This window comes from Pedococcus dokdonensis (assembly GCF_900104525.1).
In the GTDB taxonomy this organism is placed as follows: Bacteria; Actinomycetota; Actinomycetes; order Actinomycetales; family Dermatophilaceae; genus Pedococcus; species Pedococcus dokdonensis.
In genome coordinates, this window is the sequence record NZ_LT629711.1 from 1,587,561 (window position 1) to 1,608,407 (window position 20,847).

A 20,847-nucleotide genomic window follows, 5' to 3' on the forward strand; every position below is an offset into this window, starting at 1 on the left:
GGGTCAGGTTTTGTCGGGATCGTCCCGCGAGCCCCACGGGTCACCCGACGAGCGCCGCCAGGGCCACCCCGGGGTCGGCCAGCTGGTCGCGGTCGACGACCGCCCGAGACCGGATCAGGGCCTTGATCGCGTCACCGACGTCCCACACGTTGACGTTCATCCCGGCCACCACCCGGCCGTCCCGCAGCCAGAACGCCACGAACTCGCGGTCGGCCAGGCTCCCCCTCACCACCACGTCGTCGTCCGGCCCGCCGAGCCCGTGGTACTCCATCCCGAGGTCGTACTGGTCGGTGAAGAAGTAGGGCAGCTCGGGCTCCGGACCGTCCTGGTCGAGCATCTCGGCCGCCACCACGTCGGGTTGGTTGAGCGCGTTCGCCCAGTGCTCGACCCGCACCCGATGACCGAAGAACGGGTGCTCGACGTTGGCCAGGTCTCCCGCGACGAAGATGTCGGGGTCGCTGGTCCGCCCGACCGCGTCGGCGGTGACGCCGTTGTCGACGGCCAGGCCGGCTGCCTCCGCGAGCGCGGTGTTCGGTGCGGCGCCGATGCCGACGACGACGGCATCCGCGGGCACCACCGAGCCGTCGGACAGCCGGACGCCGCTGGCCGCCCCGTCGTCGCCCTCGATCCCCTCGATCGTCACCGAGGTGCGCAGGTCGACGCCGCGCTCGCGGTGCAGGTCGGCGAACACCTGCGCGACCCGGGGGCCCAACACCCGCACGAGTGGCAGCTCCAGGCTCTCGAGCACGACGACGTCGGCACCCGCCTCCCGGGCCGCCGACGCGACCTCCAGCCCGATCCAGCCGCCCCCGATGAAGACCAGCCTGGCACCGGGCTGCATCAGCGCCCGGATCCGGTCGCTGTCCTCGATGGTGCGCAGCGACAGCACCCCACCGAGGTCGTGGCCGGGCAGGGCGAGGGTGCGCGGCGAGCTGCCGGTCGCCAGCAGCAGCCGGTCGTATGCCGTGCGCCCACCGTCCGCGGTGACCACCTCGCGCGCAGCGCGGTCGATCGCGGTCACGGTGCTGCCGGTGCGCACCTCCACGTCGTGCGCGGCATACCACTGCGCGTCGTGCACGAAGGCGTCATCGAGGCCCTCACCGGTCTTGAGGTAGTCCTTGGACAGCGGGGGTCGTTCGTAGGGCAGGTGCTGCTCGGAACCCAGCAGCACGATGCCGCCGGTGAAGCCGCGCTCGCGCAGCGCCTCCGCCCCCTTGGCCCCCGCGAGTCCCCCGCCGACGATCACGAACCTGCGCTGGTCTGCCATGGGGCCAGCATTCGTCGGCGGCGGAGACAACGCAAGGGCGGACACGCGAACGGGCCGGCCCACCTCTCGGTGGACCGGCCCGCTGCGGTCGTGCTGTGGTGCGTCGGCTCAGCCGGCAGCGTCCTCGGAGGTCGCCGTGCCCGCGTGCTCCGGGGCGTCGCCGCCACGGTCGCCGCGGTCGTCGTCGCCACCGCGGCCGCCACGACGGCGGTTGCGGCTGCGACCACCCTCACGGCGCTCGCCACGGTCCTCGCGCTCGGCGCGAGGAGCATCGTCCGCGTCGCCCTCGGAGGCCGGGGCGTCGTCGGAGCCGGCGCCGTCGACGTCGCCACCCTCACCCTCGGCCAGCACGGCCGCGAGCGAGAGCTTGCCGCGCGGGTCGATCTCCTTGAGCTCGACCTGGACCTTCTGGCCGACGGCCAGGACGTCCTCGACCGCGTCGATCCGCTTGCCACCGACGAGCTTGCGCACCTCGGAGATGTGCAGCAGGCCGTCCTTGCCGGGCAGCAGGGAGATGAACGCGCCGAACGTCGTGGTCTTGACCACGGTGCCCAGGAAGCGCTCGCCGACCTCCGGCATCTGCGGGTTGGCGATGGCGTTGATCTGCGCGCGGGCGGCCTCGGCCGAGGGGCCGTCGGTCGCGCCGATGTAGATCGTGCCGTCGTCCTCGATCGAGATCTGGGCGCCGGTCTCGTCCTGGATCTGGTTGATCATCTTGCCCTTCGGCCCGATGACCTCGCCGATCTTGTCGACCGGGACCTGCACCGAGATGACGCGAGGAGCGAAGGGGCTCATCTCGTCCGGTGCGTCGATGGCCTCGTTCATGACGTCGAGGATGTGCAGACGCGCGTCGCGGGCCTGGGTCAGCGCGCCGGCCAGGACCGACGCGGGGATGCCGTCGAGCTTGGTGTCGAGCTGGATGGCGGTGACGAACTCGCGCGTGCCGGCGACCTTGAAGTCCATGTCACCGAACGCGTCCTCGGCGCCGAGGATGTCGGTCAGCGCGGCGTACTGCGTCTCACCGTCGACCTCGTCGGACACCAGGCCCATCGCGATACCCGCGACCGGGGCGCGCAGCGGCACACCGGCGTTGAGCAGCGCGAGCGTGGACGCACAGACCGAGCCCATCGACGTCGAGCCGTTGGAGCCGAGCGCCTCGGACACCTGACGGATCGCGTAGGGGAACTCCTCGCGGGTCGGGAGCACCGGCATGAGCGCGCGCTCGGCGAGCGCTCCGTGGCCGATCTCGCGACGCTTCGGCGAACCCACCCGACCGGTCTCACCGGTGGAGTAGGGCGGGAAGTTGTAGTTGTGCATGTAGCGCTTGCGCGTCACCGGCGAGAGGGTGTCGAGCTGCTGCTCCATGCGCAGCATGTTGAGCGTGGTGACACCCATGATCTGGGTCTCGCCGCGCTCGAAGATCGCCGAGCCGTGCACGCGCGGCAGGACCTCGACCTCGGCGCCCAGGGCGCGGATGTCGGCGAGGCCACGGCCGTCGATGCGGACCTTGTCGCGCAGGATGCGCTGACGGATCAGCTTCTTCTGCACCGAGCGGTAGGCGGCGGACAGCTCCTTCTCGCGGCCCTCGAAGTCGGCGGCGAGCTTCTCCTTCATGGAGGCCTTCAGCTCGTCGATCCGGTCCTCGCGCTCCTGCTTGCCGGCGATGGTGAGCGCCTGCGTCAGGTCGGCGGAGGTCGCGGCCTCGACCGCGGCATACGCGTCGTCCTCATAGTCGAGGAAGATCGGGAACTCCTGGACCGGCTTGGCGGCCTTGCTGGCCAGCTCGGCCTGGGCCTCGCAGAGCACGCGGATGAACTTCTTGGCGGCCTCGAGGCCCTCGGCGACGACCTCTTCGGTCGGGGCCTGCTTGCCCTCGTTCTTGACCAGGTCCCAGGTCTGCTCGGTGGACTCGGCCTCGACCATCATGATCGCGACGTCGTCGCCCGCGATGCGGCCGGCCACGACCATGTCGAAGGTCGAACGCTCGATGTCGGAGAAGTTCGGGAAGGCAACCCACTGGCCGTCGATCAGCGAGACGCGGACGCCACCGATCGGGCCGGAGAACGGCAGACCCGAGATCTGCGTCGAGGCGCTGGCCGCGTTGATGGCCAGCACGTCGTACTGGTGGTCGGGGTTGAGCGCGAGCACCGTGATGACGACCTGGACCTCGTTGCGCAGACCCTTGGTGAAGGTCGGGCGCAGCGGGCGGTCGATCAGGCGGCAGGTGAGGATCGCGTCGGTCGACGGGCGACCCTCGCGACGGAAGAACGAGCCGGGGATCTTGCCCGCGGCGTACATCCGCTCCTCGACGTCGACGGTCAGGGGGAAGAAGTCAAAACCCTCGCGCGGGGACTTCCCTGCGGTGGTGGTGGAGAGGAGCATCGTGTCCTCGTCCAGGTAGGCGGCGACGGCGCCACCGGCCTGCTTGGCCAGGCGTCCGGTCTCGAACCGGACCGTGCGGGTGCCGAACGAACCGTTGTCGATGGTCGCTTCGGCGAACTGGATCTCTGGACCCTCCATTGGGCCCTCCTTCTTTTCTCTTGTGCTCCGGTGCATCGTCGTTGTGCCCGGGTGTCTGTCTGGTCGTGCTGGTCGTGCTGGTCGTGCTGGTGGTGCTCGGCCGGCTGTCGAAGCCGACCTCATGCGAGAGGGACGGCCCTCGTCGTGAGGACCGTCCCTGTCGAATGCTTAGCGGCGCAGACCGAGGCGCTTGATCAGCGAGCGGTAACGCTCGACGTCGACGCTCTCGAGGTAGCGCAGGAGCCGGCGACGCTGGCCGACCAGGAGGAGCAGGCCGCGGCGGCTGTGGTGGTCGTGCTTGTGCTGGCGGCTGTGCTCGGTGAGGTCGAGGATGCGCTGCGTCAGCATCGCCACCTGGACCTCGGGGGAACCGGTGTCGCCCTCGTGCGTGGCGTACTCGGACATGATCTTCTTCTTGACGTCTGCGCTCAACGGCATGGGTCGGCACTGCTCCTTCGGGGAATCGTTGCGCGGTGCGCCAGGGCTGGTTCACCTGGGCTCTCTGGATCCGCGGCCGGTCTACGGCGGGTTCAAGGCTACCAGCGGCCTCCTGCCGCTCCCTAATCGTCGTCGTCCGCCGATTCCAGCCCGAGGTGAGCCCGCAGCGCGGCCGCCCGCTCCGGCCACCACGCGGCCCGGCCGTAGAGGGCTCGCTGCCGTCGGTACTCGACCTCGGCCTCGGTGGGATGGTCCGGTCGGTGCAGGTCCCGCGTCGGAGCAACCGCCCCAGCAGGAGTGCGCGCGTACCACCCCTTGGGAGGCTGACGGTCATACCGGGGAAAGGCGACCACCCGTCGAGGCATGAGGTCGGGCGGCTGCACGTCCAGGTGCGCCGGGAACCGCCTGCCGGCGTTGTCGCGAATGACGTCGCTCGGGAAGGGGACGACCTCGGCATCAGCTTCGTCCACCACGGCCAAGCGCAACCCGGCCACACTGAGCAGTCGACACAGGAGTCCGATGCTCGGAAGCCGTGTCCCGGACTCGATCGCGGCGACCGTCGAGGGCGCAACTCCTGCCTCCCCTGCCAGTTCACGCTGACTCAGGCCTGCCACCCGGCGCGCCCGCGCGATCACCGCGTCCACCTCGAACTCGATCTCGCCCATCGCTCCCCCTCTGACGCCCGGACTGGCCGACTCTGACATCCCGGACTGACACCGGACGGGAGGCGGCCCGGGCTGCAGGAAGCGGACGCGCTAAGTCACTGCTCACTCAGAGTGAGCAGTGACTTAGCTCTCTGAGTGAGCAGTGACGCAGCGCCCTGCGTGAGCAGTAACTGAACGCTCTGAGTGAGCAGTGACTCAGCTCTCTGAGTGAGCAGTGACTGAGCGCTCGGAGTGAGCAGTGACGCAGCGCCCGCATGTGTCTTCCTGCAGGTCGGGAAGAGAGAGGGCGTCCGGTCGGGCAGCGTGGTCTGGCGACGGGATCAGGCCGGCACCGGCTCCGGTGCCGGGCGCGGGGCTCGGGCGTGCAGCAGGCGGCGGGCCGGACGCTCCACCAGCACGTGCATCAGCCACGCGGCCGCGCCGAGGGCGAGCACCACCGCCACGACCGAGACGGCGGCCGTCCACCAGGCCCCGTCGCCCCACTCCCGCAGCCAGGTGACCACCGGCCGCATCAGGTAGTGGGTCATGTAGAGGCAGTACGACGCCTCCCCCGCCGCCACCATGAACCCGGTCGACAGCCACGACCCGACCCACCCACCGGCCGAGGCCACCACGGCGACGACCAGCCCCATCACCGGGGCCATCCAGTAGTCGCCCGAGGACAGCGCCGGCACCAGGGCGACCGCCAGCACCACGACCGGCAGCAGCGGCGCCAGCCGGCCCAGTGCCAGGCCACCGCGCACCCACGCGAGGCACAGGAACATCCCGGCGACGAACTCCCCCATGATCCGCACGTAGAACATGTGCTCGAGGTTGCCGTTGGGCAGGGCCAGGGTCGCGAACACGGCGAGCATCGCGGCATACGACAGGGCAGCGCACAGCACCGAGGTGCGGGCGCCCACCACCCGCGCCACGAGCACGAACAGCAGTGGCGCCAGCAGGTAGGCGAACCACTCCGAGGCGATCGACCAGGCCGGCCCGTTGAAGCTGGGGCGGTCGTTGAACCAGTTGTGCACCATCAGCACGTTCTGCCCGTATGCCGCGGGCGTGCGACGGTGGCCGTTCTCACCGATCCCGAGGGTGCCCATGGCGACCGCCATCGCCAGGTCGATGTTGAGGGCGACGAAGTGGACCGGCCAGACCCGAGCGAACCGGTTGCGCACGAACGACGAGGCGGCACCCCACGAGAAGGTGCGCATCGCGTCGGCGTAGTTGTAGGCGAGGATGAAGCCGCTCAGCGGGAAGAACAGGTCGACGCCGAGGTAGCCGGCCCGCATGAAGGTGTCGGCCGGGACGGTCCACGGCGCGAGCGCCTCGAGGTCGGCGCGGTAGTGGAACAGCACCACCCACGCGGCCGCCAGCACCCGCAGCCCGGTCAGTGCGGGCAGGGGTGACCGGCGTGCTGCCGGCGCGGCCGTCAGGACGGGTCCTCGGCCGACCACTCGTCGGCCCGGATGGCGTAGATCGCCAGGTCGGTCCACTGCTCCTTGAACCACGACCCCTGCACGAGGTAGGCCTCGCGCTGCATCCCGAGCCGTTCGCAGAGCCGCGCCGAGGCGGTGTTCTCGCCGTCCAGCTGGGCCCAGACCCGGTGCACCCCGAGCTCGGAGAACGCCACCTTCAGCAGCGCCCGCGCGGCCTCCGTGGCATAACCCTGCCCCTGGACGTCAGGGGTGAAGACCCACCCGAGCTCGCACTGCCTGCCGTCGGCGCCGTCGGGACCGTTGAAGGCGAGCATCACGTCGCCGATCACCCGGCCGCCGCGGTCGACGGCGAGGGTGAGGTGGGCGCGCTTCTCGTCGATCAGGCCGGCCGTGCCGTAGTGCGCCACCATGTCGGCGACCTGCTCACGGTCCCGCGGGTCGCCGGGGATGTAGCGCACCACGTCGGGCTGGGACCGGTAGGCGAGCACGTCGTCGACGTCGCGGGGCAGCAGGGTGCGCAGCACGAGCCGCTCGGTCGTGATCGGCAGGCTGACGCGCGGCATACCGGCTCCGAACTGTCCGCGGGGGGACGGTGAGGTGGGGTCAGAGGTTGATCATGTGGCCGGCGATGCCCTCGACGGCCTCCTTGACCGCCTCGGACAGGGTGGGGTGCGCGAACACGTTGCGCGCCACCTCGTCGGCGGTGAGGTCCCACTTCTGCGCCAGGGTCAGCGCCGGCAACAGCTCGGTCACGTCGGGGCCGATCAGGTGGGCGCCGATGATCTCGTTGTGGGTGGCGTCGGCGACGACCTTGACGAAGCCGACGGCGTCGCCGAGCCCCATCGCCTTGCCGTTGGCGGAGAACGGGAACTTGGCGACCTTGACGTCGAAGCCCTTCTCCCTGGCCTGCTCCTCGGTGTAGCCGAACGACGCGATCTGCGGCTGGCAGTAGGTCGCCCGCGGGATGAAGTCGTACTCGACCGGCATCGTCTCGGCATCGGCCATCGTCTCGGCGGCGACCACACCCTGGGCCTCGGCGGTGTGCGCCAGCATGAGCTTGCCGGTGACGTCGCCGATCGCATAGACGTTGTCGACGTTCGTGCGGCAGCGGTCGTCGATGACGATGGCACCCCGCTCGGTGGCCACCCCCAGCGCCTCCAGGCCGTAGCCCTCGAGCCGCGGCGCGAAGCCGATCGCCTGGAGCACCTTGTCGGTCTCGAGCACCTGCGAGTCGCCTCCGGCAGCCGGGGAGACGGTGACCTTGACCTTCTCGCCGCTGTCGTCGATGGACTCGACCTTGGTGGAGAGCAGGACGGTGATGCCGAGCTTCTTGTAGTGCTTGAGCAGCTCCTTGGAGACCTCGGCGTCCTCGGTCGGCACCATCCGGTCGAGGAACTCCACGATGGTCACGTCGACGCCGAAGTTCTTCATCACGTAGGCGAACTCGACCCCGATGGCGCCTGAGCCGGCGATCACGATCGAGCCCGGCAGCTGGTCGGTGAGGATCTGCTCCTCGTAGGTCACGACGCGGTCGGACAGCGAGGTGCCCGGGATGAGCCGGGTGGTCGCACCGGTGGCGATGATCAGCTTGTCGAAGGTGATCGACTGCTTCTCACCCGAGTTGAGCGCGACGTCCATCGAGGTCGGGCTGGTCAGCGTGCCCCAGCCGTCGATCTCGGTGATCTTGTTCTTCTTCATCAGGAAGTGGACGCCCTTGACGATCCCGGCCGACACCGCGCGCGAGCGGGCATGCGTCGGGCCGAACGACATCCGGGCCTCGCCCTCGATCCCGAACTTGTCCTTCTCGTGGGTCAGGATGTGCGAGAGCTCGGCGTTGCGCAGCAGGGCCTTCGACGGGATGCAGCCCACGTTGAGGCACACCCCGCCCCAGTACTTCGACTCCACCACAGCGGCCTTGAGGCCGAGCTGGGAGGCGCGGATCGCCGCGACGTAACCACCAGGACCAGCACCGAGAACCACGACGTCGAAGTCAGCCATGCGTGCCAGCCTACTGACTCGCCCGAGGCTGCCCCACCTCGGCCGGGTCGGCCGGACCGGCTAGCGCAGGGTGCGCAGGACGTCGTGGATCGCCCGGGCTGCCGGGGCGGCGGTCTCCGCCCCGGTGCCGCCCTGGGAGACGACCACCGCGACCGCATACCGGGGCCTGGTGGTCGGCGCGTAGGAGACGAACCAGGAGGTGTCCTGCTTGTCGAACGCCTCCGCGGTGCCGGTCTTGCCGGCCACCGGCCACTGCGTGAGCGGGAAGCCCGCGAAGGCGCCCCGGGCCGTGCCGTGCGTGACGACCCCGCCGAGCGCGCTGCGCAGGAACGCCAGCGTGCCGGGCGGGAAGGTCACGGTGCCGGCCCGCACCGGCCGCACCGTGGTCGTGGCGCCCCCGGGCGTGACGAAGGCGTGCGCGAGCTGCGGCTTCCAGAGCGTGCCACCGTTGGCGATGGCCGCGTAGACCTGCGCCATCTGCAGCGGGCTCACCGTGACGTCGCCCTGGCCGATCGCGAAGTTCGCGGCGTCACCGGCGCGGAACTGGAAGCCGGTGCGGCAGTTCTCGACCGCCAGCTCCTTGAGGTATGCCGCGCGGCTGGGATCCGCGGCGGCCACCTGCGGGTAGCCGGTCCGGGCCCGGGTGCAGGTGTCGACCCGCGTCTGCTCCCACTGCTCCCGCTTCCACTCCCGGTCGGGGACGCGGCCGGCCTGCTCTCCGGGCAGGTCGATGCCGGTGGGCCGCCCCAACCCGAACCGGTCGGCCATCGTGACGAACGGGTCCCGGGTGTCGGACTTCGCGGCGAGGCCGCCCTGGGCCAGCCAGGACCGGTAGGCGAAGTCGTAGAAGATCGTGTCGCACGAGACCTCGATCGCCTTGCGCAGCGAGATCGGGCCGTAGGCGCGCGACTCGAAGTTGGCGAACCGGCGGTTGCCGATGGTGTAGGCGGACGTGCAGTCGTACGTGCCCGCGAGCGAGTTCCCCGCGGCCACGGCCGCAGGCAGGCTCACGACCTTGAACGTCGAGGCGGGTGGGAAGGCCGCGGACGTGACCCGCGACACCAGGGGCGTCCCGGCCGCCGGGTCGGTGAGCCGGGCGAGCTCGTCGGCCCCGACGCCGCCGGTCCACACCGCGGGGTCGTAGGTCGGGTAGCTCGCTGCCGCTACGACGGCACCGTTGCGCACGTCGAGGACCACTGCCGCGGCGGAGTCGGCCCGCTCGCCCCGCGTGCGGGCGCCGGCGACGGCGGTGGCGAGCGCCTTCTCGGCGGTGGCCTGGACCCGGGCATCGAGGTTGGTCACCAGGTCCTGGCCAGGCGACGGATCGGTGTGGGCGACCTCGCTGGTCACGATCCCCCGAGGGTCGACTGCCACGGTGGTGCTGCCGGGGGTGCCTCGCAGCTGGCGGTCGTACTGCTCCTCCAGCCCCGAGCGGCCGACCAGGTCGAGGTCGCCGATGGCGCCGTCCGACGCCGCGACGTCCTCGGCATCGGAACGGCCGAGGTAGCCCAGGAGGTGGGCTGCGTTGACGGTCGGCTCGGCCGGGTAGTCCCGCACCGGCTGGGCGCTCACCCCGACCCCCGGGTAGAGGTCCGGGCGCTCGAGCAGGCTCAGCGCCTTGCGGGGGTCCACGCCGCTGGCCAGCGGGATCGGGACGTACGCTGACCCGGCCCAGCAGACCGGCGCCGGTGGTGCACCCGCGACACCGCAGAGCTGGGTGCGTCCCCACAGCCGTTCGAACGGCAGACCGACGACCGCCGCGACGCGCCTGACGAGGTCGCGCCCGCCGTCCGGCGCGTCGACGAGCACCACGCGGTCGACCGTCACCACCGTCTCGGTCGTGTTGTCGACCAGCGCGGTGCCGTGCCGGTCGAGGATCTGCCCGCGCACCGCCGCCGTCGTGACGGTCCGCGTGTTCACGGTGACCGCGGCGGCCGCGTAGTCGGCGTGCCCGACGATCTGCACCTGACCGAGCCGCCCGAGCAGCGCGCCCATGAAGCAGAGCACCACCAGGCCCAGCACCCAGACCCGGGGTGAGTGGTCCCGCGCGACGCGGCGAGTCATCGCCGTCCTCGGTCGAGGCGCTGTTCACAGCGCACCAGCAACGGCACCACGGCAGCACAGAGCAGCGCCGACAGCGCGAGCTGGGCCGCCACGCCGGACCACTGCACCGCGGCTCCGGACAGCACCGCGACGGCCACCCGGCCGGCGGTGACGACCACCGTCGCCGCCACGCCGACGGACGCGACCCAGCCGAACGGGGTCTCCCCCTCGCGACGCCCGCCTCCGGCGAGCAGCCCGGCCCCGGCATACAGGAGCGCCGCCGTGCCGAGCACGGCGGAACCGGGCGGCATGAGGTCGACCAGCCAACCGGCCGCCAGGCCGAGCAGCGCGCCTCTCGACGGGCCGACCCGCAACGCCCCGGCGACGACGACCGGCAGGACCAGGTCCGGGACGGTCAGCTGGGAGCGGGCCGCAAGGAGGACCGAGGTGACGGCCCCGAGCAGCAGCAGGACCATCCGCACGGTGAGGACCGGCGACGGGAGTGGCACGCTCACCCCTGCCCGGTCGCAGGCGTCCGGGGGGTGCTTCGCGGGCCGTGCAGGAGGACGCCGACGACGTCGAGCGTGGCGAGGTCGACCGCCGGGCGCACCGCGGCGGTCGGGGTGAGCCCACCGGGTGCGGTGTCGACGTCCTGCACCGTGCCGACCCGCAACCCGGCCGGGAACGGCGAGCCCCCGACGCTGCCCAGCGTGGTGACCGGGTCGCCGACCGTCACCGAGCCGCGCTCGACGACGGTGAGGTTGAGCTGGCCCGCCGGGCGGTGCTGCGGGCCCCTGGCCCCGCTGCCGACGGAGCCCAGCGCGCCCGCCGCGCCGACCCGCACCCCGACCACCACGTCGGCGCTGCCCAGCAGCTGGACGTCACAGGTCCACGGTGAGACCTCGACGACCCGCCCGACCAGGCCGTCAGCCGCGACGACCGACAGGTCGGCCCGCACCCCGTCCTTGGAGCCGACGTCGAGGGTCACGCGTTCGGGTCCCGCAGCGCCCTGGCGACCCACCCCGACCACCCGGGCCGGCAGGAAGGTGCTGCCCGCGAGGTCGGGGGCACCGGTGAGCCGCGCCAGCGCGGCGCCCTCGCGGGTCTGGGAGGCGAGCTGGTCGCGCAGCACGCCGGTGCGCGCGCCGGAGTCGTCGATGCCGTCGCGGTCGACCGCGGGCGCGAGGAACCGCTCGAGCGGCCCGAACGCCGCACCTCCCGCCGCTCGCAGCTGCGCCGCCCCGGGGGCCCCGGCGACGTCGAGCCCGATCAGCACGGCGGTCAGGGCCAGCAGCACCACCAGCAGCCGACGGCGGGAGGCGGACCGCATCGGTCACCCGCCGATCAGAACCGGCGGGTGTCGATGAGCACCCGCTCCAGCGTCGAGAACTCCTCCACGCACCGGCCCGAACCCCGGACGACGGCCCGCAACGGGTCGTCCGCGACGCGCACGGGCACGCCGAGCTCGTGGCGGAGCCGTTCGTCGAGCCCGCGCAGGAGCGCGCCTCCGCCGGTGAGGGTCACGCCGTTGTCGAGGATGTCGCCGGCCAGCTCGGGCGGGCAGACGTCGAGGGTCGCCCGCACCAGGTCGACGATCTGGAGCACCGGGCCCTCGATGGCGCGGCGGACCTCCTGGCTGGTGATCGTCACGGTCTTGGGCAGGCCGGTCACCAGGTCGCGCCCACGCACCCGCGTGCTGGTCTCCTCGGCCAGCGGGAAGGCCGAGCCGGCCGCCACCTTGATGTCCTCGGCGCTGCGCTCCCCCAGCAGCAACGAGTACTCGCTCTTGACGTGCGCGATCACGGCCTCGTCGATCTCGTCCCCGCCGACCCGCACCGACCGGGCTGTGACGATGCCGCCGAGGCTGATCACCGCCACGTCGGTGGTGCCGCCCCCGATGTCGACGACCATCGACGCCGAGGTCTCGTTGACCGGCAGGTCGGCCCCGATCGCGGCGGCCATCGGCTCCTCGATGACGTAGACCCGGCGCGCGCCCGAGCGCACCGCCGCGTCCTCGAGGGCGCGCCGCTCCACCCCGGTGACCTCGCTCGGGACGCACACCACCATCCGCGGCCGGACCAGCCGGGACGGGCGGACCTGGTCGACGAAGAACCTCAGCATCTGCTCGGTCACGTCGGCGTCGGAGATCACGCCGTCGGCCAGCGGACGCACGGCCCGCACGTGCCCGGGCGTGCGTCCCAGCATCTCCTTGGCGCGCGCTCCCGCGGCGACCAGCCGACCCGTGCCGGCCTCGACCGCGACGACGGACGGCTCGTCGAGCACGACGCCGCGACCGCGTTCGTAGACCAGGGTGTTGGCGGTGCCGAGGTCGATGGCCAGGTCCCTGCCCACCGACATCCAGCCGCGCCGCCCGCTCGTCACGCCGCGATGCTAGGTCGGCTCCAAGGTGGTTTCGGGGAGCCGCGCCCGGCCCGGTCCCCAACTGGTGCTGGTGTGACTGGAGTGACGGATGACCACGACCAGCCGCCGTCCTCGAGCGATCCGGGGGTCCGGGCCCGTCGGAGCGCTCAACGACCCGCGGGTCAGGCGGCCAGGGCGGCCGGCCGGGCCGGCTCGGGGGTATGCCGTGTGGGCAGGTCCGCGGGTCGGCGCATCGCCGCTCGCAGCCGCCAGGCCGCCAGGACGGCGACCAGGCTGATCACCACGTGGAGGCCGATGAAGGCGTTCCCCAGGCCGGCGCCGAGGATGACCCCGGCCACCAGCGGGCCGACGGCGGAGAAGCCGGTCTGCAGCGCCGTGAACATCCCGAGCGTGGTGCCGACCAGCCCCGAGGGCGCCAGGCTGGCGGTCAGCGGGTTGAGCACGGGGGCGTACATCGTCTCGCCGACGGCGAAGATCCCGAACGTCGTGACGAACAGCGCGGCCGACAGCTCCGGGGCGAGCGAGGCGGCGGCCAGCACCAGCCAGGACAGGGTCCAGATCGCACCCACCCCCATGAGGAGGGTGGCCGCGCTGCGCTGCGCGGTGAGCCGGACGACGAGCATCTGCAGGGCGATGATGACGACGCAGTTGACCGCAGCCGCGAGGCCGATCGTGGTCTCCTGCACGTGCAGCACGGTCAGGGCGTAGGCCGGCAGGCCGGACTCGAACTGCGCGTAGAACCCCAGCGCCAAGGTCACCGTGATCAGGGCGGTCCAGCGCAGCGCCGGGACCGCCCAGATCGCCCGCAGCGCGGCACGCGGGCTGGTCGACCCGAGGCCCTGGGCGCTGCCGCCGGGCTCGTCGACCGAGCCGACCGGCACACCCCAGCGCCGTGCGCCGGCGGCGACGAGGAGGACGCCGGAGACCAGGAAGCCCGCAGCGGCGGCCGCGAAGGCGGGCCACATGCCGGTGCTTCGGTCGAGGTCGACGACATAGCCGGCCGCGAACGCGCCGACCGCCATGCCGAGCGCCTGTCCGGTGAACTGCCACGCGAAGACCCGGCGCCGGTCAGCTCCGCCGACCCAGCGCAGCACCAGGACGGACTGCGCCGGCCCGGCTGCGGTGATGCCCAGGCCGAACACGAACATGCCGACGAGGAACGACACCGGCCCGCCAGCCCAGATCAACGAGGCGGCGCCACCCGCGGCCACGACCTTGGCGCCGACGGCGACGGCGACCGGCGAGACACGGTCGGCCAGCCGCCCACCGACAGGGGCGGCGAGCAGCGCTCCGACCGAGAACAGGCTCGACGCGGCGGCCGCGACGAGCGAACCCCAGCCACGGGTGGTGGCGGCGTAGGCGTACTGGTAGGGCAGGACGGTGCCCCAGCCGAGCATGGCAACGGCGGAGGCGAGGATGAGGAGGCGGGCGCGCATGGGGAGTCCAACGGTTCTTCGAGTCCGAATATTTCGATTTCGAAATCTTAGCAGTCGAAGACTTCTCGCGCGAAGACTTATCCGCCGAAGCCCTGGCGTGCCAAGATGACCGCATGCCGCCCCGGGGCAAGCGAGCGCAGAGCGCCAAGGAGCAGTACCAGGAAGCTGTTGCGACCTACGTCGCAGCGGGCGGCGACGAGTCCGTGCAGCGGGTCATCACCGCTGTGAACTCGATGAGCCGCAAGCTCGAGCAGTGGTACACCCGCCAGCTCGTCGACCTCGACCTCTCCCACGGTGAGTGGTCCGTCGTGGCCCAGCTCGCGACGGCCGACGGCACGCCGATGACCCCGAGCCGGCTCGCCGACGCCAGCAACGTCGCGGCGTCGTCGATGACGCACCGGCTCGACAAGATGACCGAGCGCGGTCTGGTGCGCCGCTCCCCCGACCCCGACAACCGCACCCGCGTGCTCGTGGAGCTCACCGACCAGGGCTGGGAGCTGTTCGGGGCCGCCGTGCGCGAGGCCAACGTGGTCGAGTCCGACGTCCTTGCGGGCCTGACCCGCAAGGAGCGCGGCCAGCTGGCCGCGCTCCTCGAAGTGGTGATCAGCAGCCTCGACGACCTGGAGACGACCTAGCTCCCCGGGCTCGGGCGGTCTGCCGCTGGGTCAGAGGTTCGGGAACCAGATCGCGATCTCGCGCGCCGCCGACTCCGGGGAGTCGGAGCCGTGCACGATGTTCTCCTGCACCTTCTTGCCCCAGTCACGGCCGAGGTCGCCGCGGATCGTGCCGGGCAGCGCTGCCGTCGGGTCGGTCGCGCCGGCCAGCGCCCGGAACCCCTCGATGCAGCGGTTGCCCTCGATGACGACCGCGGTGACCGGTCCGCTCGACATGAACTCGACCAGCGGCTCGTAGAACGGCTTGCCCTCGTGCTCGGCGTAGTGCTCGGCGAGCTGCTCGCGGGTGGGGGTGGTCACGGCGAGGGCCGCGAGCGTGTAGCCCTTCGCCTCGATGCGGCGCAGGACCTCGCCGGAGAGGCCGCGGGCGAACCCGTCGGGCTTGACCAGGACAAGGGAACGTTCGGTCTGAGTCGTCACGACGGGCAGCCTACCCAGCAGCCCGGGCGCCAGCGTCACCGTGTGCGACGAGCGACGGCAGCCGACCCGGTCCTTGCGCGGTGGGCCCGGCTGCCCCTCGTCGCCCTGGCTACCCGGACGCGGCGTCGGCGCGCTGCCGGGCCGCGACCTGGTCCTCGACCCGGCGACACAGCACCAGCGAGCCGACCCACAGCGCCAGGAAGATGACCCCCACGCCGATCATGGCGGGGACGACCACGGCGCTGACGAAGGTGAGCACCTGGATCAGCCACCCGAGGGTGACCCCCCAGGGCCGACGCATCGCTCCGGCGGCCAGGAAGCACAGCACGGCCAGGCCCACGCCGGTCCACAGCCAGGCGTGGCTGCGGTCGTCACCCTCGGCGCTGGCGATCCCGCGCGCGACCAGTGCCCCGAGGAACACCACCACGCCCTGGCTGGCCAGCACGGTGGCCAGCATCCGCCAGGTGAACTTGCCGAGCGAGCCGTAGAAGACGATCCCCCTCATCGACCGCCCCGCCCCGAGTCGCGGAACCTCGTGAGCAGCCAGAACGCGACGGCCACCACGAGCACGAGGACGATCACCTTTCCCATGGGTCGAGGGTATGCCGTGCGGCTGGGTCAGACGTCGGTGGTGCCGAGGAGCATCCGCACCTCGGCGGCCGTGGTGACCGAGCCGGTGGCGACGACTCCTCCGCCGACCCCTCCCTCGTCGGCGAGCCCGGCGGCCGTGTCGAGCGCGTCGGGGAGGTCCTGGACCACCGTGACGCGGTCCTCGCCGAAGATCTCCGCCGCCAGCTCACCGAGCTCGTCGGGCCGCATCGCGCGCGGCGAGGTGGTCCGTGACACCACGACGTGGTCGAGCACCGGCTCGAGGATCTCGAGCATCTCGGTGGCGTCCTTGTCCTTGAGGATCGCGACGACACCGACGATGCGGGCGAAGTTGAACGAGTCCTCGAGCGCGGCCCGCAGCGCGATCGCCCCGCCCGGGTTGTGGGCGGCGTCGACGAGCACGGTGGGCGAACGACGGACGATCTCCAGCCGGCCGGGCGAGGTGACCGACCCGATGCCCGCGCGCACCAGGTCGGGGTCGAGGCGCTGCTCCCCACCACCGAGGAACGCCTCGACGGCGGCGATCGCCAGCACCGCGTTGTGCGCCTGGTGGGCGCCGTGCAGCGGCAGCAGGAGGTCCTCGTAGTCGCCGCCGAGGCCGCGGACCGAGATCTGCTGCCCGCCGACGGCGACGTCCCGGGTCAGCAGGCCGAAGTCGTTGCCCTCCAGCGCGATCCGCGCGCCGACGGACTCGGCCCGTTCGGCCATGATCTCGGTGACCTCGGGCTCCTGCACGCCGATCACGGCCAGCGCGTCAGACTTGATGATCCCCGACTTCTCGTCGGCGATCTGCTCCACGGTGTCGCCGAGCATCCGGGTGTGGTCGAGGCTCACCGGGGTCACCACGGCGACCTGGCCGTCCGCGACGTTGGTCGCGTCCCAGGCCCCGCCCAGCCCGACCTCGACGACGGCGACGTCCACCGGGGCGTCGGCGAACGCGGCATACGCGATGGCCACGAGCATCTGGAAGTAGTTCATCCGCGGCCGGCCGGCCTCGGCCGACTGGGCGTCGACGATCTCGACGAACGGCAGCACCTCGTCGTAGGCGGCGATGAACTTCTCCGGGCTGATCGGCTCACCGGACAGCGTGATCCGCTCGCGCATCGAGTGCAGGTGCGGAGAGGTGAACCGGCCGGTCTTCAGCCCCGCCTCGCGCAGGAGGGAGTCGATGATCCGCGTCGTCGACGTCTTGCCGTTGGTGCCGGTGAGGTGGATGACCGGGTAGTTGCGCTGGGGGTCGCCGAGCAGGTCCATCACGGCACGGATCTGGTCGAGCGACGGCTCGATGTCGGTCTCGGGCGCGCGGGCGTCGATGGCCTCCTCGACCTCGCGCAGCCGCTTCACCACCTCGAGATTGTGCGCGGCCTCGCGCTGGGCGGCGTCAGGGCGTCCACTGGGGGCCATCAGAGCCTCATCACCTTGATGCGGACCGCTTCGCCGTCGCCGACGGTCGCGCTCACGACGTCGGCGCGCTCGGGCAGCGCATCCAGCTGTGGCGCCGAGCCGAACTGGCCGGCCAGCGTCTCCTCGACGATCAGGGTCTGGTGGGCCACCGTCGCCTCCCAGACCGCCTGGGAGCCGGTGACCGTCAACGAGATCCGGTCGGACACGTCGAGCCCACCGTCACGCCGAGCCTGCTGGACAGCACGGACGATGTCGCGGGCCAGCCCTTCCTGCGCCAGCTCTGGCGTCACCTCGGTGTCGAGGACGACGAAGCCACCTCCGGGCAGCATCGCGGTCGCGGTGCTCCCGGACTGCGAGTCGGAGTCGACCACGGTCTCCAGGGCGTACTCGCCCTCCACGAGGTCTAGACCACCGGCCGTGACCGTGCCGTCCGGCCCGACCGACCAGTCTCCCGACTTGCTGCCCTTGATCGCGAGCTGCACGTCGCGGCCCAGCCGTGGACCGGCTGCCCGCGCGTTCACCGTGAGGCGCTGGGAGATGCCGAAGTCGGCCTCGCTGGCGTCACTGATGTCACGCAGGGTGACCGTGCGGACATTGACCTCGTCGGCGACGATGGCACCGAAGTCCTTGAGGGACAACGCATCCGGCACCACGACCGTGAGGTCCTGCAGCGGCAGCCGCACCCGCAGGCCCGACGCCTTGCGCAGCGAGGACGCCACCGAGCAGACGTCGCGCACCCGGTCCATCGCCGCGACCAGCGCGTCGTCGGCCGGCAGGTCGGACGCCTCGGGCCAGTCGGTGAGGTGCACGGAGCGGCCTCCGGTGAGCCCACGCCATACCTCCTCCGTGAGCAGCGGGAGGAGCGGCGCGGTCACCCGGCACAGCACCTCGAGCGCGGTGTAGAGCGTGTCGAACGCCTGCTGTGCGCCGCCCGCTCCCCTCGCCTCGTCGGCACCGGACCCGGTGCCGGACCCGGTGTCCCAGAACCGCTCGCGGGACCGCCGCACGTACCAGTTCGTCAGCACGTCGAGGAAGCCGCGCGTCGTCTCGCACGCCGAGGCCACCTCGTAACCGTCGAGCTGGGTGGTCATGGTCTCGACATACTGGCGCAGCTTGGCCAGCAGGTAGCGGTCGAGCGGGTCGGTCGACGCCGTCGACCACTTCGCCTCGTAGCCGCTGCCGCCACCCTCGCTGCTTCCACCACCGAAAGCGTTGGCGTACAACGAGAAGAAGTACCAGGTGTTCCAGAGCGGGATGATCACCTGGCGCACGCCGTCGCGGATCCCCTGCTCCGTGACGATCAGGTTGCCACCGCGCAGGATCGGGCTGCCCATGAGGAACCAGCGCATCGCGTCGGCGCCGTCGCGGTCGAACACCTCGCGCACGTCGGGGTAGTTGCGCAGCGACTTCGACATCTTCTGACCGTCGGAGCCCAGCACGATCCCGTGGCAGATCACCGAGCTGAACGCCGGCCGGTCGAAGAGCGCCGTCGAGAGGATGTGCAGCATGTAGAACCAGCCGCGGGTCTGCCCGATGTACTCGACGATGAAGTCGGCCGGGAAGTGGTGCTCGAACCACTCGGCGCTCTCGAACGGGTAGTGCACCTGCGCGTAGCTCATCGACCCTGAGTCGAACCACACGTCGAGGACGTCCTCGACCCGGCGCATGGTGGACCGGCCGGTCGGGTCGTCCGGGTTCGGACGGGTGAGCTGGTCGACGAACGGCCGGTGCAGGTCGACCTCTCCGTCGGTGCTGCGCGGCAGCCGACCGAAGTCGCGCTCGAGCTCCTCGAACGAGCCGTAGACGTCGATCCGCGGGTACTGCGGGTCGTCCGACCGCCAGACCGGCACCGGGCTGCCCCAGAACCGGTTGCGGGTGATCGACCAGTCACGGGCGTTGTCGAGCCACTTGCCGAACTGGCCGTTCTTGATGTGGTCGGGGGTCCAGTCGATCTGCTCGTTGAGCTCGAGCATCCGGTCCTTGAACTTGGTGACCTCGACGAACCAGCTCGACACCGCCTTGTAGATCAGCGGCTGCCGGCACCGCCAGCAGTGCGGGTAGGAGTGGTCGTAGGTCTCGCGACGCACCAGCACGGTGCCCTCGGTCACCGCGCCCCGGTCACCCTCCCCGCGCGTGGCGGCCTTGAGGTGGTCGATGATCGGCAGGTTCGCGTCGAAGACGAGCATGCCCTCGTACTCCGCCACCGGGAAGGTGAAACAGCCGTCCGGACCGACGGGCATCACCGGCTCGATGCCCTCCCGGTCGGTGACCACCTTGTCGTCCTCACCGAAGGCGCCGGCGCTGTGCACCAGCCCGGTGCCGTCGGAGGTCGTGACGAAGTCGGCCTCGACGACGCGGTGGGCGTTCTCGTGGCCCTCGTAGTAGCTGAACGGCGGCGTGTAGGAGCGGCCGAGCAGGTCCTTGCCCTTGAGCCGCTCGACGACGTGTGCCTCGACATCGGCCTTGGGGTCGCCGAACAGGTCGCGGGCGTAGGTGGGGAGCCGCTCCGCGCCGATCACGTAGCGCTCGGTGCGGCCGGTCGGCACGTCCGACTCGACCACGACGTAGTCGATGTCGGGATGGACCATCACCGCCAGGTTGGACGGCAGGGTCCAGGGCGTCGTCGTCCAGACCAGCGCCAGCTCGCCTGTGGACAGCCGCACGCCGACGGTGACGGCCGGGTCCTGGCGCATCTGGTAGACGTCGTCGTCCATCCGGAGCTCGTGGTTGGACAGCGGCGTCTGGTCGTTCCAGCAGTAGGGCAGGACGCGGAAGCCCTCGTAGATCAGCCCCTTGTCGTACAGCGACTTGAACGCCCAGATGACCGACTCCATGTAGTCGGGGTTGAGCGTCTTGTAGTCGTGGTCGAAGTCGACCCAGCGGGCCTGGCGGGTGACGTAGTCGCGCCACTCCGCGGTATAGCGCAGCACCGACTCGCGGCACTTGGCGTTGAACTCCTCGATGCCGATCTCGAGGATCTCGTCCTTGGTCTTGATGCCGAGCTGGGCCATCGCCTCGAGTTCCGCGGGCAGGCCGTGGGTGTCCCAGCCGAACCGCCGCTCCACCCGGCGGCCCCGCATCGTCTGGTAGCGCGGGATCAGGTCCTTGACGTAGCCGGTGAGCAGGTGGCCGTAGTGCGGCAGCCCGTTGGCGAACGGCGGGCCGTCGTAGAAGACGAACTCGTTGTCGCCGTTCGTGCCGGCCGACCGGTTCTCCACCGAGGCGATGAAGGTGCCGTCCTCGTCCCAGTACCTGAGGATGCGCTCCTCGATCTCCGGGAAGCGCGGCGAGGCGGGCACGCCCGAAGGAGCCGGGGTGCCCGAACTGCCCGACGTCCCGGGCGGCTGGCTGGCGCTGGAGACCTTGGGGTAGGTCATGGTTCGGCGGTCCTCACATCACTCGTGTCTTCACACGAGGACGACGTCGCCGGGGATTCCCGGCGACACCGCGGTGCCACCTCGCTTGTCCTGTCCCGCAGGCTCACGCCCGCGGCCACGACCGCTCTTGCCCAAGGTTGTGACGGACCCACCCGTCCGGTTCTAGTGAGCCTGGCGTCCGCACGTGTGC

Annotated in this window: 17 protein-coding genes; 1 reads left to right on the plus strand and 16 read right to left on the minus strand. The window is 71.4% G+C overall.

Annotated features, from left to right (window positions below; genetic code table 11):
- Positions 1–40: 40 nt before the first annotated feature.
- The 12 genes from BLQ34_RS07640 to BLQ34_RS07695 form a co-directional block, all read right to left on the minus strand.
- On the minus strand, positions 41–1,267 hold the full coding sequence (locus BLQ34_RS07640; RefSeq protein WP_091783673.1) for an NAD(P)/FAD-dependent oxidoreductase: 1,227 nt from the start codon (positions 1,265–1,267) through the stop codon (positions 41–43).
- A 108-nt stretch (positions 1,268–1,375) separates the two neighbouring features.
- Positions 1,376–3,787 carry a polyribonucleotide nucleotidyltransferase gene (locus BLQ34_RS07645; RefSeq protein ID WP_091783676.1) on the minus strand — a complete coding sequence of 804 codons (2,412 nt, stop codon included), beginning with the start codon at positions 3,785–3,787 and terminating at the stop codon, positions 1,376–1,378.
- A 168-nt stretch (positions 3,788–3,955) separates the two neighbouring features.
- A complete protein-coding gene (rpsO, locus tag BLQ34_RS07650; protein ID WP_091783679.1) occupies positions 3,956–4,225 on the minus strand; it encodes a 30S ribosomal protein S15 in 270 nt (89 codons plus the stop codon).
- 122 nt (positions 4,226–4,347) lie between these two features.
- Positions 4,348–4,890: a helix-turn-helix domain-containing protein gene (locus BLQ34_RS07655; RefSeq protein ID WP_157692933.1), complete on the minus strand. Its 543-nt coding sequence runs from the start codon at positions 4,888–4,890 to the stop codon at positions 4,348–4,350.
- Between the two features lie 320 nt (positions 4,891–5,210).
- Complete coding sequence (locus BLQ34_RS07660; protein ID WP_157692934.1) at positions 5,211–6,332, minus strand: acyltransferase family protein; 1,122 nt, start codon at positions 6,330–6,332, stop codon at positions 5,211–5,213.
- Positions 6,308–6,877, minus strand: coding sequence for a GNAT family N-acetyltransferase (locus tag BLQ34_RS07665; protein ID WP_091783688.1), 570 nt, complete (start codon positions 6,875–6,877; stop codon positions 6,308–6,310). Before BLQ34_RS07665 ends, BLQ34_RS07660 begins: the two co-directional genes overlap by 25 nt.
- A gap of 40 nt (positions 6,878–6,917) precedes the next feature.
- Positions 6,918–8,312: a dihydrolipoyl dehydrogenase gene (gene lpdA, locus BLQ34_RS07670; protein WP_091783691.1), complete on the minus strand. Its 1,395-nt coding sequence runs from the start codon at positions 8,310–8,312 to the stop codon at positions 6,918–6,920.
- Between the two features lie 60 nt (positions 8,313–8,372).
- Complete coding sequence (gene mrdA / locus BLQ34_RS07675) at positions 8,373–10,376, minus strand: penicillin-binding protein 2 (protein ID WP_091783694.1); 2,004 nt, start codon at positions 10,374–10,376, stop codon at positions 8,373–8,375.
- The gene (locus BLQ34_RS07680; RefSeq protein WP_091783696.1) at positions 10,373–10,864 is read right to left on the minus strand and encodes a hypothetical protein; all 492 of its coding nucleotides are present in this window, start codon (positions 10,862–10,864) and stop codon (positions 10,373–10,375) included. The genes mrdA and BLQ34_RS07680 overlap by 4 nt, the downstream gene beginning before the upstream one ends.
- Positions 10,865–10,866: 2 nt before the next feature.
- Positions 10,867–11,685 carry a rod shape-determining protein MreC gene (gene mreC / locus BLQ34_RS07685; RefSeq protein ID WP_091783699.1) on the minus strand — a complete coding sequence of 273 codons (819 nt, stop codon included), beginning with the start codon at positions 11,683–11,685 and terminating at the stop codon, positions 10,867–10,869.
- Between the two features lie 14 nt (positions 11,686–11,699).
- Positions 11,700–12,713 (minus strand): rod shape-determining protein, encoded by a 1,014-nt coding sequence (gene mreB / locus BLQ34_RS07690; protein ID WP_091783702.1) that lies wholly within the window; start codon positions 12,711–12,713, stop codon positions 11,700–11,702.
- A gap of 185 nt (positions 12,714–12,898) precedes the next feature.
- On the minus strand, positions 12,899–14,173 hold the full coding sequence (locus BLQ34_RS07695) for an MFS transporter (protein ID WP_091783705.1): 1,275 nt from the start codon (positions 14,171–14,173) through the stop codon (positions 12,899–12,901).
- A 113-nt stretch (positions 14,174–14,286) separates the two neighbouring features.
- Between BLQ34_RS07695 and BLQ34_RS07700 the strand changes: the two genes are divergently transcribed.
- On the plus strand, positions 14,287–14,808 hold the full coding sequence (locus tag BLQ34_RS07700; RefSeq protein ID WP_091783708.1) for a MarR family winged helix-turn-helix transcriptional regulator: 522 nt from the start codon (positions 14,287–14,289) through the stop codon (positions 14,806–14,808).
- Positions 14,809–14,838: 30 nt separating this feature from the next.
- Here the strand turns inward: BLQ34_RS07700 and ndk are convergent, their stop codons facing one another.
- The 4 genes from ndk to ileS all read right to left on the minus strand — a co-directional run bounded on the left by ndk (position 14,839) and on the right by ileS (position 20,657).
- Positions 14,839–15,267: a nucleoside-diphosphate kinase gene (gene ndk, locus BLQ34_RS07705; RefSeq protein WP_091789525.1), complete on the minus strand. Its 429-nt coding sequence runs from the start codon at positions 15,265–15,267 to the stop codon at positions 14,839–14,841.
- Positions 15,268–15,376: 109 nt separating this feature from the next.
- On the minus strand, positions 15,377–15,772 hold the full coding sequence (locus tag BLQ34_RS07710) for a DUF4233 domain-containing protein (protein WP_091783711.1): 396 nt from the start codon (positions 15,770–15,772) through the stop codon (positions 15,377–15,379).
- Positions 15,773–15,885: 113 nt separating this feature from the next.
- A complete protein-coding gene (locus BLQ34_RS07715) occupies positions 15,886–17,280 on the minus strand; it encodes a bifunctional folylpolyglutamate synthase/dihydrofolate synthase (protein ID WP_091783714.1) in 1,395 nt (464 codons plus the stop codon).
- Positions 17,280–20,657, minus strand: a complete 3,378-nt coding sequence (ileS, locus tag BLQ34_RS07720; RefSeq protein WP_091783716.1) for an isoleucine--tRNA ligase — start codon at positions 20,655–20,657, stop codon at positions 17,280–17,282. The genes BLQ34_RS07715 and ileS overlap by 1 nt, the downstream gene beginning before the upstream one ends.
- Positions 20,658–20,847 lie beyond the last annotated feature (190 nt).